At 35.9% G+C, this 11,180-nt stretch carries 17 protein-coding genes; 15 read left to right on the top strand and 2 right to left on the bottom strand.

Annotation, left to right across the window (positions count from 1 at the left end):
* The 14 genes from BSI_RS22885 to BSI_RS00225 form a co-directional block, all read left to right on the top strand.
* A partial coding sequence (locus BSI_RS22885; protein WP_219858588.1) for a hypothetical protein occupies positions 1-243 on the top strand: 243 nt, incomplete at its 5' end.
* A 447-nt stretch (positions 244-690) separates the two neighbouring features.
* Positions 691-1,137 (top strand): DnaJ domain-containing protein, encoded by a 447-nt coding sequence (locus tag BSI_RS00175; RefSeq protein WP_003242353.1) that lies wholly within the window; start codon positions 691-693, stop codon positions 1,135-1,137.
* Between the two features lie 74 nt (positions 1,138-1,211).
* On the top strand, positions 1,212-1,619 hold the full coding sequence (gene ssb, locus BSI_RS00180) for a single-stranded DNA-binding protein (protein ID WP_032732400.1): 408 nt from the start codon (positions 1,212-1,214) through the stop codon (positions 1,617-1,619).
* A 55-nt stretch (positions 1,620-1,674) separates the two neighbouring features.
* Positions 1,675-1,902 carry a hypothetical protein gene (locus BSI_RS00185; RefSeq protein ID WP_003242350.1) on the top strand — a complete coding sequence of 76 codons (228 nt, stop codon included), beginning with the start codon at positions 1,675-1,677 and terminating at the stop codon, positions 1,900-1,902.
* A 489-nt stretch (positions 1,903-2,391) separates the two neighbouring features.
* Positions 2,392-2,658 (top strand): hypothetical protein, encoded by a 267-nt coding sequence (locus BSI_RS00190; protein ID WP_003242348.1) that lies wholly within the window; start codon positions 2,392-2,394, stop codon positions 2,656-2,658.
* 94 nt (positions 2,659-2,752) lie between these two features.
* Positions 2,753-3,019 (top strand): hypothetical protein, encoded by a 267-nt coding sequence (locus BSI_RS00195; protein ID WP_003242345.1) that lies wholly within the window; start codon positions 2,753-2,755, stop codon positions 3,017-3,019.
* A gap of 78 nt (positions 3,020-3,097) precedes the next feature.
* Positions 3,098-3,349, top strand: coding sequence for a hypothetical protein (locus tag BSI_RS00200; protein WP_003242342.1), 252 nt, complete (start codon positions 3,098-3,100; stop codon positions 3,347-3,349).
* 60 nt (positions 3,350-3,409) lie between these two features.
* Positions 3,410-3,622 (top strand): hypothetical protein, encoded by a 213-nt coding sequence (locus BSI_RS00205; protein WP_003242340.1) that lies wholly within the window; start codon positions 3,410-3,412, stop codon positions 3,620-3,622.
* Positions 3,623-3,872: 250 nt separating this feature from the next.
* Positions 3,873-4,673: a ParA family protein gene (locus BSI_RS00210; RefSeq protein ID WP_003242338.1), complete on the top strand. Its 801-nt coding sequence runs from the start codon at positions 3,873-3,875 to the stop codon at positions 4,671-4,673.
* A 1-nt stretch (position 4,674) separates the two neighbouring features.
* Positions 4,675-4,956, top strand: coding sequence for a hypothetical protein (locus BSI_RS00215; protein WP_003242336.1), 282 nt, complete (start codon positions 4,675-4,677; stop codon positions 4,954-4,956).
* A 396-nt stretch (positions 4,957-5,352) separates the two neighbouring features.
* Positions 5,353-6,498 carry a hypothetical protein gene (locus BSI_RS22880; protein WP_003242334.1) on the top strand — a complete coding sequence of 382 codons (1,146 nt, stop codon included), beginning with the start codon at positions 5,353-5,355 and terminating at the stop codon, positions 6,496-6,498.
* Between the two features lie 21 nt (positions 6,499-6,519).
* A complete protein-coding gene (locus BSI_RS0121805; RefSeq protein WP_003242332.1) occupies positions 6,520-6,810 on the top strand; it encodes a hypothetical protein in 291 nt (96 codons plus the stop codon).
* A 78-nt stretch (positions 6,811-6,888) separates the two neighbouring features.
* Positions 6,889-7,719 (top strand): hypothetical protein, encoded by an 831-nt coding sequence (locus tag BSI_RS00220; RefSeq protein ID WP_219858587.1) that lies wholly within the window; start codon positions 6,889-6,891, stop codon positions 7,717-7,719.
* 17 nt (positions 7,720-7,736) lie between these two features.
* Entirely contained in the window at positions 7,737-8,153 is a 417-nt protein-coding gene (locus BSI_RS00225) for a hypothetical protein (protein ID WP_003242327.1), read from the top strand.
* A 64-nt stretch (positions 8,154-8,217) separates the two neighbouring features.
* Here BSI_RS00225 and BSI_RS00230 read toward each other — a convergent pair whose 3' ends face one another.
* Both BSI_RS00230 and BSI_RS00235 read right to left on the bottom strand, forming a co-directional pair.
* Positions 8,218-8,469 carry a hypothetical protein gene (locus tag BSI_RS00230; protein ID WP_003242325.1) on the bottom strand — a complete coding sequence of 84 codons (252 nt, stop codon included), beginning with the start codon at positions 8,467-8,469 and terminating at the stop codon, positions 8,218-8,220.
* A gap of 34 nt (positions 8,470-8,503) precedes the next feature.
* Positions 8,504-8,785 (bottom strand): hypothetical protein, encoded by a 282-nt coding sequence (locus BSI_RS00235; protein WP_003242323.1) that lies wholly within the window; start codon positions 8,783-8,785, stop codon positions 8,504-8,506.
* Positions 8,786-9,057: 272 nt separating this feature from the next.
* Between BSI_RS00235 and mobQ the strand changes: the two genes are divergently transcribed.
* Entirely contained in the window at positions 9,058-11,139 is a 2,082-nt protein-coding gene (gene mobQ / locus BSI_RS21890) for a MobQ family relaxase (RefSeq protein WP_003242321.1), read from the top strand.
* Positions 11,140-11,180 lie beyond the last annotated feature (41 nt).

Genomic DNA, 11,180 nt, shown 5'->3' with positions numbered 1-11,180 from the left:
TTTAAAATCAGAACCCAAATCAATGAATGGCGTTTAACAAAACAGGGCTTTTCTCCATACAAGGTTCGGGTAGTATTTTTCGGAAAACCCCGAAAAATCTCCACCCTTTCCCCCTTGCATTCCGAAATTCGGCGGGTGCTGGACTGTCGCCAAGCCGACATACCTAAAACGGGGATTTCAGGAAATCGGCTTGCTTTGACCATTGTACCCCCCGAAACGCCAGAGCTTCCGTCCGTGAAATAACTCTTTTTCCTTAGTCAATCTACGATAAACGTGGGGCTAGCCCCACACCCCAGCCAGCCTCCACCCTAAAACAGGGGGAAGGAATTCATTTCCATCTGAAGGTTGCATGTTTTTAATGTTAAAAAGCGCGTTTCCAGGCGTGTGTCAACGGTAAGCACACCGAAGGGAGCATTAAGGAGTTGACACACTAAGCGCCCCCAAACCCTCTAGGCATTGAACAAACACCGTTTGTTCCTGCCTACCGGCGAGGGAGCCCCCCGAAGATTCGGGGGGATGGGGGGCTTGAATTAAAGCGATCAAACGGGCTACCGTTTGCGGGTTTGGGCAGCGCCCACCATCCTTAAAATAAAATTTATCCCATTTATCCCTTTACTTAAATGGGATAAATGTGTATAATGAAAGTATGGAGATTATCCCATTTATCCCAAACGTTAAGGAGGAATATCGATGCAATTTTTCCAAGAGGTAACGGATTTAAAAGAACTCAAGAAGCAGTACAGAAAGCTTGCGATGGAATTTCATCCAGACCGAGGAGGAAATGAAAAAGACTTTGTCCTTTTAAAAGAAGAATACGACAGACTATATAATCAGCTTTCAAAGGATTCTCGTTCAAAAGATAGTTACCCGGAAGTCATTGACTCTTTAATGAAGTACAACGTTGACATCGAAATAATCGGAAGTTGGGTTTGGGTAACTGGGCAAACTTATCAAATTCGAAAGGAGTTAAAAGAACTTGGATTTCAATGGGCGGCGAAAAAAAAGGCATGGTTTTGGCATGAAGGGGAGTACGTCAAGAAACACAAAAAGAATTTTTCCCTAGATGAAATTAGGGAGATGCACGAAACAGAGATTGTGAAAAAGCGGCATCAACCAAAATGTTTAAACTACGCTTAAAAGCAGAAAAAATTTAAAATAAAAATTTATCCCATTTATCCCTTTGGATATTCGGGATAATAAAAGGAGATGTTTTGATGAATAACGTTGCACTTGTTGGTAGGCTTACTCGGGACCCAGAACTTAGATTTACAGCATCGGGGCAAGCAGTAGCAAACTTCACGATTGCGGTTAATCGGACGTTTACAAATCAGCAGGGAGAACGTGAAGTCGACTTTATAAACTGTGTCGTTTGGAGAAAACAAGCGGAAAACCTTGCAAATTATCAACGGAAAGGGGCTTTGATTGGAGTAAACGGGCGCTTGCAAACCAGTTCATATGAAAAGGACGGAATGAGATTTTATAAAACTGAAGTTTCGGCTGAATTGATTCACTTTTTAGAGCCGAAAAACAAATATTCAGGCAGCAAACAGCCGAATGACAGGGAAACGCAGGAGCCACCCGGGGCTGCCCCAGGCGTTGATGATGATCTACCATTTTGAATTAAATCGCCCCATTTTTGGGGCGTTCCAAATTAATTTAAGGAGAGAGCAATTCATGACAAAGAAAAGGGCAATTCATTCTGATAATTATAGTGACCGTTTTATATTTGTAAGTGAAACTGACATACCTAAATCGATTAGAAAAACGATCATTATGGCCATTCAAACAGCTTCAATCGAAGTTGGAATGAATGAGATAGACGGCTTTAAATTTGAATTTAATGGCGGTCGTTATAATGAGGTTACAAGCTGCACGGATTGGACGATGGAATTTATAGAATAGATCATCTTACGACTACTGTTAATATCAGTAGTCTTTCCCGTCTTGTAATAGGCTCATTGTTGTAATGTTTCACAAATTCCGAACTTAATATCACGTCTAAATACCTTACCTAATCCAATCAATAAATATATAGTCATGGTCTTTTTGTCATTATTCATTATATTTCGACATCTTTCTACAAAATATATCTTTTAAATCAGGAGGTTGGGAGGATGTAACTTTATTCCTGTCCAGTTAAGATATTAATATGAATTAAGAACCATTATAAGTTAGGATGAAATACACTAATATCCTTCAAGTGATTATGATCGGATAGGATTCTTTGTATTATTAACCCCTATTATTATCGTGTGGCTACTGATCCCAACAGTAGCTGTTTTTTTAGTCTCGAATTTTATCCCATTTATCCCTTTACTTAAATGGGATAAATGTGTATAATAAGAGTATACCAAAGTACAACGGAACTAAAATGAAAAGGGGAAATGAAAAATGGAAAAATTCGATTGGAACGATCATCTTTGGATTACTGAATGTCCGTATACTGATGTAGTTGTGGGGGAATCTGATACGGTAGTAAGCGATGATGACAAATTGACTTACATCGTTGAATTTACAAGAGGGAAGGAGAGTGTTTTTCTTTACACCGAGACTAAGGGGGACGGACACAGACAAGGGCGCGGAATTACACTAACGAAGGAACACCTGCCGTTCTTGAAGCAACTCGTGGCAGACCTTGAGGAAGTCACTAAAAAATAAAATTTTATCCCATTTATCCCTTTACTTAAATGGGATAAACGTGTATAATAAAAGTATAGGATTTATCCCAATTATCCCGAAGGGAGTTGTTCTCGTGAATTATATCGTTGAATCTTCTGCTAGGATTCCAGTTTGGACGTATGGAGTTTCGGACAGTACGACCTCAACATTCGGAAAGATATATGTTGTTCCGGAAGATTGGCTTCATAGGATTGTAAAACAGTTTGGTTATACAGATATACCTGATTTTCAATCTGCCTATACATGGGACGAGTCAAAAGAGATTCTTTCGATCGCAGAACGTGAAGGTGTTGTGTTTGAAGAATGTGATCTTTCTCTTTGTAATAGGGCTACTTATTAGCCGAAAATTTTTTAAAATAAAAATTTATCCCATTTATCCCTTTTATCCATAGGGATAAATGGGTGGGAGGTTATCAAAATGAAATTCAAAAGAAAATGGATTGATACATTTTTCTCGGAAAAGGACATAGCAAACATGAGTTATGTCATTTCTCATAAGGGGCAGACACACATCTTATCAACTGAGGTAATAAAGGAATTGATCGAAAGTACATCTGATGTTGAGTTCGAGGTTATAAAAAAGCAATTAATCAAAATTGATTTTCTGAACGGAGACGTTCATAACTTTCTCAAATCCCTTGCTGAATCCTATGTGAAAAGTAATTTTTGATAAACCTTATCCCTTTTATCCCATTTGATAAAAGGGATAAGAAAGGAGTTGTTTCAGTATATGAAGAAGATCCTGGGTGTAGCCTTTGCTTTTCCTGTTGAAAATTTCTTGCGTCTTGTTGAAAAAGGAACAATTACAGCCGAAGATGCAGAACCTTATACATATGAAGAAATAGAGGAATTAAAACAAATGGGTTATAACTTCCATGAATACAATACACAAATGGATTTGTTTGATTTAGTCGATTATCCAATAGATCGTAGGAGTGATTAGATATGTGGCAAATTGTTGCGGCGCTGCTTACCTTTCCGATTGTTTTCTTAATAACGATAATCCCATTCATTATGTTTTTTGCTTTTAAGATTGGTTTAGGAGATGTTTTGTTGTTTTTGTTGTTGCTCTTCAAGTCTAAAAGAGAAAATTAATCCCATTTCTCCCTTTACTGCATTGGGATAATAAAGTATAATTCTTTTATGTAAATTATCCCGTTTATCCCATTTATTAAATTTAAGAGGTGGTTAACATGACACAAGTAATCAATGTTGCAAATTTTAAAGGCGGTGTTGGTAAAACAACAACAACAGTTATGCTGTCTTTGCTTTTAAGCCAAAAAAACAATAAAGTTTTATTGGTTGACTTTGACCCTCAAGGAAACGCAACCGACTTGTTGTATTATAAAACGTTTGAAAAAGCAGCACCTCAAAAAACAATATATCAAGCCATCCAAGATAAAGACTTAACCCCTGCCATCCATGCATTAACGGATAATTTACACATCATCCCGGCTGAAGGCGATTTAAGGAATTTCCCCCGCCTTTTAGCGAGAATGTTTGGACGTGACTATATCAAGTACGGCTTTCTCTTAGACGCTTTACTGATGCCTTTAAAAGATGATTATGACTATATATTTATTGATGTGCCACCTACAATTTCCGATTTTACAGATAATGCAATTGTAGCTTCGGACCATATCGCAATAGTAATGCAAACCCAAGAATTTTCTTTAGGAGCAGCAGAAGATTTCATTCCGTATGTAAATGAGGTCTTGGAGAAATTCGAGACTGATGTTAATTTATTAGCAGCTATTCCGGTCTTGATGAAAAAAGGCGGACGAGTTGATGAACTTATCCTGGAAGAAGCAAAAAAAATGTTCAAAGAAAAGCTGACATCGTCCCCTATCAAGATTAGGGAACGTATCAAGGCTTGGGGGCTGACAGGTATTAGGGATGAAGATATGCACGACAAGGAAGCCTTAGATATGTATAGGGGCTTGGCAGAAGAAATGTCCCAAAGGATGGAAAAATTCGCTATGGAGGAAATCTGAAATGGAGCTAAATAGAAAACCCAAACCAAAAAAACATACAAATCCAGTTTTAGAAGAAACCAAGAAGAACAAAAGCGAACTCCGGCGCAATATCAAGCTGCCGGATGACGTTTTCTTCACAATCAAAGCATTAAATAAAGTGAAGCCATTAAAGCAATATGAACTAATTGACACTTTAGCAAAGCATTACATTGAATCTTTATCAGATACTGAAAGAGAATTTTATGAATATCAACTCGAAGAGATCAAGAAGGAAGAGAGTAAAAAAGACGAAGGGAAATAACAAAAACGTTTTAATGCCCTTTCTCGCGTTTTTCGGCCCTTCGGCTACAAAAGGATTCAAACAGACGAAAAAACGCCCTGAAGGGCGTTATATGCAATCTCACGCTGTAATTTGGTGAATGGTGTTAGGTAGTGTCCGAAAAACTTGTAGGACGAAATGTCGCAGTATGCTAAAATTATGTAAGAAGCAAAAAAAAAACCCGCCACCTGCAAGTTGCTAAAGTTCTCTGTCGCCAAACTTTGAAACTTTAGCAACCATGGATTGGATGGAGGTTTCTTTGTTATACCCATATTATCGTGTTCTTATGCACTTATTTTAACATCGACGGGTACAAATAGCAAAGAGTTTTTCCTCCTAAATCCGGCAAATAGTGGCTGATTTACAGGAGGATTTTTTATGTCTGATTTCACTTTTCAAAAGGCTAAAAAAAACAGGAATGAACACAATTTGCCGATACTTTACTACATTGTTGCCGATGATTGGATTGATAAGCTAGGGAATGATGCTTTTACAGCATGGTTAAAATTTTATTCTTGGTGTGACCGATCACCTGAAAGAATAGACCCTAATAATGACGTTATCCCTTCTAGTTTATCTAAAGTCATGAAACGTTTAGGTGTAGGGAAAAAAAAGTTTTACAACCACATCATTCGTCCCTTATGGAATTATGGACTAATTGATCTTGTGGAATATGAACATAGTGACCAATCTGGAACCAAACCTATTAACATCATTGTTTATGAATATCCACAAAACAAAGTACAAAAAAAATATGAACCTCTTGAACAAGTAAGAGATTATGACAAAGACTATCATACAGATAGCAGAGGATTCGCTAAACAAGGCGGCAGAAATAATAACGCGAACAAACCTTCGGGGGGTTTCCCACAGAAACCGAGGGGGGTTTCCCACAGAAACCCGGGGGGGTTTCCCACAGAAACCGAGGGGGGTTTCCCACAGAAACACAATAATGATTCAAATAATATTAATAATGATTCAAATAATATTAATAATGATTCAAATAATATTTTCTCATCATCATCTCTTAAACCGAAGAAAAATGATGACGATGAGAAAAAAGCTAATCGTATCAAATCATTACAGCAGGCAGTTAAACAAAATGACAAATTAAGAGAGCTAGCCGTATTTTTGTATGAGAACGACATTGAATGGAGATACATTGAAGATATTGTCCTTCTCATACATAATCAGCAACTCCCTTTTACAAGAAGAGCTGCTGTTCAACAGCTTGAATGGATGTTTCAGAAAATGAAAACAGAAACTATATCCAACTTCGTTATTTACTTTGTAAATGGACTTAAAGACAAAAGTGTCAATGATAAAGCAGTGAATAAGTATGAAAATGACTATGATGCTTTTTGGAATGCGAAAATAAACATGGTGAAAAAAGATATTAAAGAGAACGAATCAAAGAAAAAGGAATATAAATCAACCGTGCCGTTTTACGATTGGGTAAGCCCAAATAAAAATCACTCTCGATCAGATACCGCTGATTTTGGAAAGAGCGATGTCCCCTATTAAACGATTAGGATGTGATAAATCATGCTGAATAGAAAAGATTTTGAAACTGAAAATGAATACCGAAGTTATACAAAAACTAGCGATTTTCTGTTGAATTACAACTGGAAAAATAAAAGTGAACAAACCATCATTCATGAAATGGCTTTGCAGCCATATGAACAAGAATTTTTGCAAGAAGCCATGAATTATCTTTCAAAGAAAAATGATTTTTCTGGAATGGCGTTGGATAGATACATCATGGAGAAGATAGACAGAAATGATCAAGATGACTTCAACCCAAATGAAGTCATCTTTGTTGAAAGGGATGAATAATTTTTGTTCCCATATAGACCGGGTGACGTGGTAAGGGTTCACAATTACCCCTTCATATCAAAAGCTGAACAAGAGCGAATGAAAAACGAAGAAAAAACTGTGCAAAATCTTACCGAAGGTAAGCCGAGATATGGGGTTGTTATTAATTCAGGAGGTCGTCATGTAGATACCATTCCTATAATGCAAATTATGTCTCATGGCGGGCAAACACAACGGAGTGATTATCCTTTAAGGGATGATGAAGTTCGGCTTCCAGAAAGCACCTCATATCAAAAAAGAAGTGGTAAAGTTCAATTGTATGGGGTGATTAAAGCAGAAAGGATTGAATCCTTTGAATCCGACGAGATAACTCCCCCATTAACCACGATACCATTACGGACAAAAATTGATTTAATTACACGTTATGAGTCCATTATTAAAATTGATTATTTCAAGAGGAAATTAGATATTGAATCCCCTAATCATTCGCAAGTAATGAGCGACTTTAAAACATCTGTATTAGCTGAAAAACTTGAATTTCTTGTTACTAAAAAAGGCGAAAGAAAATTCGATAAAATGCAGAATAGCACATTAATTTTGAAAGATATTCAGCCCTTAGGAAGAATCGGGAAAAACAACGGGATTAGCGTTTATGCTTTGAAATTAAAAGGTAGAGAAGATGAATTCAGTTACACTATAGGTACGTTTAAAAATGAAAAGCAGATCATTAAAGACTGGTCAAAGCCTATGAAGGCAAAACAATGGATTTCTGAAGATATAAAATTTCATATTTTGAAGAAAGATATTGATAAGCAGCTACGACCAAACCCACTCATTGAATCAGATAAATTTGTCAGCTTCAAAGAATTTTCTCAGACCGTTGAAAAAAATCTAAAACCAACACAAAGAAAAAGTGATTTGGAACTATAATTAAAGGAGGTTTTTTAATGAGTTGCAGGATAACTAAAATTGAGATTCCAGAGAACATTTATGATTGGGGAATTGTGCAAATTAATAATCTGTCAGACACTTATTTTCGATTTCATTTTGTTGACGGCAAGCCAGAATTAGATACAAGTTTCTTTGCGGATAAAGAAGAGAATCCGGATGAAAAGCATAAAAACCTTTTTCCAGAAAGCGATCTTTATAAAGGCATACAGAAAGCATTAAATGATTTGGAGTATCGTATTGTTGGGGAATTGCCAGATGGAACCAAGATCAATTATGAAGATTGTGGTCAAGACCAAGAGCTAAAAGATGCGGCATTTAAAATGGTCGAAGACGCGAAAAAGGCATTGAAAGATTTTAAACTGTCCCTGCCGGATGGAACGAAATTGAAGGTAGAAGGATTTGTTCGAAAATAGCATTCATAACACAGATATTGGCTTTCAAAATTGTTCATGATTAACAAAAAAGAACCTGATCTATTCAGGTTCTTTTTCTTTTGAATTTATCCGGTTTTTTTTCGTTCACGTATGGAGAAAACATTTTAAGAAGCTCTTCTATTTCATCTTCTGTAAGGTCTTCACAATCGAAATATTTTTCGAGCAAAGCTCCCTTTTGAATAAGCCGCCTTGTTCTTTCTTTTCTTTTTTTAGCTGAATCACTTAATTGAGACCGTTTTATTGATAATTCTAAACGATTTTTCTCTTGTTCTAACTTCTTTAGATACTCACTCATTTTGAATCATCCTCCCCTCTTGTATATGGAGGATTTATGCTCTTCCTCGAATCGTTTCAGGAACGTTTAAATCATCAATTTCATTTCCACTTGCTACTTCATTTTCTGCTTCATTGTTATCCGGGTTTTCTTCTTCATAAAGCAACACAAGTTCTGCGATCAATTCCGTAGCTTTTTCTGATTCTTCATGTGGAATGTCAAAAGCCTTTAGAAATGCTTTGCCAACATCTTGCTCGACCTTTTTCTCTTGCTCTTTGATTTCTTGTTCAAGTTTTTGAAGTCTCTCCAATTTCTTTTTAAGCTGATTTGCCGCCACAAAAATCACCTCTGAATTGATTTTCAGGATATTGTTATGTCTTCATTATCGCACAACCATTATATACCTGTAAAGGATAACAAATCTATGTTATAATATTCCCTGTGAGGAACGATCAGGGCGCACTTACACACCATGTAAAATACTTCGTATTTTAATGGTGTCGTGCTTTTGCTCTTGCGAGCAAATAACAAGGGATAAATCCCTTGGAAATGCTACCGCATGTCTTAAAATTTGCTTTGCTCATGTTTATTTGGAAAGGAGGTTTTTTGATGGCTATATATCACTTTTCTTGTGGGAATATTTCAAGAGGTGAAGGACAATCAGCAACAGCAGCGGCAGCATATAGAAGTGGTGAATCTTTATATAGTGAGAGGTATGGAAAAACTAATTATTATGAAAGAGAAGTGAAACCTGATGCTTTTATTTTAAAACCGGAAAATGCGCCTGATTGGGTTTTGGATAGGGAGAGATTATGGAACGAAGTTGAAAAGGTTGAAAAGGCTAAAAATGCACGATTAGCGAAACATTTTGACATTGCTCTTCCGATAGAACTTTCTCACGATCAACAACGGGAATTAGTTATTGATTTTTGTAAAGAGAATTTCTGTGATCTAGGAATGGTTGCTGATGTTGCAATTCATAGGGATGATGAAAACAATCCGCATTTTCATGTTATGACAACAACACGACCATTTAATGATGATGGAACATGGGCTTCCAAGTCAAAAAAAGAATACATCTTAGATAAAGACGGTAATTTCACATACACGAAAAGCGGACATAAGAGAAGTAGAAAAGTTGAACCTGTTGACTGGAATAGCAAAGAACGTTTGATGAGTTGGCGGAAATCATGGGCGGATAAAGCAAATGAGTTTTTATCTAAAAATGGTCATGAGATAAGGATTAGTGAAAAGTCGAATGAAGAACTTGGTATCGACAGGAAACCAACCATTCATGAGGGATATAAAGCAAGGAAAATGGGTGAAAAATCTGAGCGAGTTCAATATAACAAAAACGTGAAAGAATATAATGATAATTTGATCAAAATTTCCGAGTACAAAAAAGAAATAAAGCAAGTTAAAGAAATCGAAAAAATAACAAGAAATTTCTCTCCTAAAGAGAAAAAACAACTTGCAATACTGTCTAAAGAATTAAAGACTTTTGTTAATTTTGATTTTGTGCAGAAGAAGGAAAAACAGCTTGCACATTGGGAAAGATCAGAACTATTTAAAAGTCAATTTGGACTTGAAAACAAAGAAAATTTATCGAAGATTAACAATCAAAAAGAACTCGTTTCAAAAGCTGAATCACTGCTTAAAAAAGAAGCAGATAGGTTCATTAATTCTCATTATAAAGATGCTATTCCTAATGACGTTAAATTGTCTGATTACCAAAAGCAATACATTACTGATCTGTCCGTTAAAAGAAATAAGATATTAGATCAAAATGAACTGAAAGAAGCTATTTTTGATTCTGAAAATAAAGAATTTTATTCCTCTATAAATAAAATAACTAGGGACTCCTTCACTTCATATTCTAACTTCAAAAAGACATTAGAAAGAAATGAAAAAATGTTGGAGAAATTGGTTAGAGAATATGATGTAGACTTCAAAAATCCAAAAACGATTGAGAAGTTAGATGCTGAAGATTTAAATAAGCTGAAGACAGCCACAATAAGGGTTAATAATACAAAGAATGCATTGAAATTCATTGAGGGATATTACGAAAGCAAAATTGAAGAGCTTTATCCTGAACACGCCAAAGAGCTTAATGAAAAAATGCCGATTCACGAGAAGGAAATTGTTATTGCTAGTCATGAGTATTACGGAAGGGTTCTTCAAAAAGATGAGCTTATGAGATTGAAGGATAATCCACCAATCAAATATTCGGACGAAGACAAAAGTTATGCCATTTTAAAATTGAAGGGTTATGGATTAAACCATGAAAACAAAAATAAATTAGGTAAGTCAGAATGCATAGAAGAATTGAAAGGTAAATTCCCTGAGATTTTTGGAGCGTATGCAAAACCAGGGATGGAACAATTATTCTTTAGTGAACTCTCTTCAGTATCTAAAGAATACAAAGAGATCGTTGATAAGTATTTAGCTATAACAAGAAGTGAATATTCTGAATCGACAATCAAAGATGATTTAACTAATGAAGATTATTATGTGATGAGTAATAACAGAAAAACTGCAAACATTGGCGGATTGCTCGCTGGTGGATTTAGCACGATCAACAAGACATTAAATGAATTGGATTATGCAGAAAGAGACAAGATCAATGAAATGAATCGTCTACAGGCGAAAGCTGCGCGTAGAAATCGAAGAAACTCCGGTCTGGAAAGATAAAAATAAAATTTTGAGAAGGGGGCAGATAAAAATGAGGATGA

Origin of the sequence: Bacillus inaquosorum KCTC 13429, from assembly GCF_000332645.1 — a bacterium.
Lineage (GTDB): Bacteria > Bacillota > Bacilli > Bacillales > Bacillaceae > Bacillus > Bacillus inaquosorum.
The sequence above is the reverse complement of the archived record's forward strand: the minus strand, read 5'-3'. Positions and strand labels throughout refer to the sequence as shown.

Coding starts and splice junctions, on each gene's coding strand:
- BSI_RS00175 (WP_003242353.1), top strand. CDS start 691: ATGCAATTTTTCCAAGAGGTAACGGATTTAAAAGAACTCAAGAAGCAG.
- BSI_RS00185 (WP_003242350.1), top strand. CDS start 1,675: ATGACAAAGAAAAGGGCAATTCATTCTGATAATTATAGTGACCGTTTT.
- BSI_RS00190 (WP_003242348.1), top strand. CDS start 2,392: ATGGAAAAATTCGATTGGAACGATCATCTTTGGATTACTGAATGTCCG.
- BSI_RS00200 (WP_003242342.1), top strand. CDS start 3,098: ATGAAATTCAAAAGAAAATGGATTGATACATTTTTCTCGGAAAAGGAC.
- BSI_RS00205 (WP_003242340.1), top strand. CDS start 3,410: ATGAAGAAGATCCTGGGTGTAGCCTTTGCTTTTCCTGTTGAAAATTTC.
- BSI_RS00210 (WP_003242338.1), top strand. CDS start 3,873: ATGACACAAGTAATCAATGTTGCAAATTTTAAAGGCGGTGTTGGTAAA.
- BSI_RS00215 (WP_003242336.1), top strand. CDS start 4,675: ATGGAGCTAAATAGAAAACCCAAACCAAAAAAACATACAAATCCAGTT.
- BSI_RS22880 (WP_003242334.1), top strand. CDS start 5,353: ATGTCTGATTTCACTTTTCAAAAGGCTAAAAAAAACAGGAATGAACAC.
- BSI_RS0121805 (WP_003242332.1), top strand. CDS start 6,520: ATGCTGAATAGAAAAGATTTTGAAACTGAAAATGAATACCGAAGTTAT.
- BSI_RS00220 (WP_219858587.1), top strand. CDS start 6,889: ATGAAAAACGAAGAAAAAACTGTGCAAAATCTTACCGAAGGTAAGCCG.
- BSI_RS00225 (WP_003242327.1), top strand. CDS start 7,737: ATGAGTTGCAGGATAACTAAAATTGAGATTCCAGAGAACATTTATGAT.
- BSI_RS00230 (WP_003242325.1), bottom strand. CDS start 8,469: ATGAGTGAGTATCTAAAGAAGTTAGAACAAGAGAAAAATCGTTTAGAA.
- mobQ (WP_003242321.1), top strand. CDS start 9,058: ATGGCTATATATCACTTTTCTTGTGGGAATATTTCAAGAGGTGAAGGA.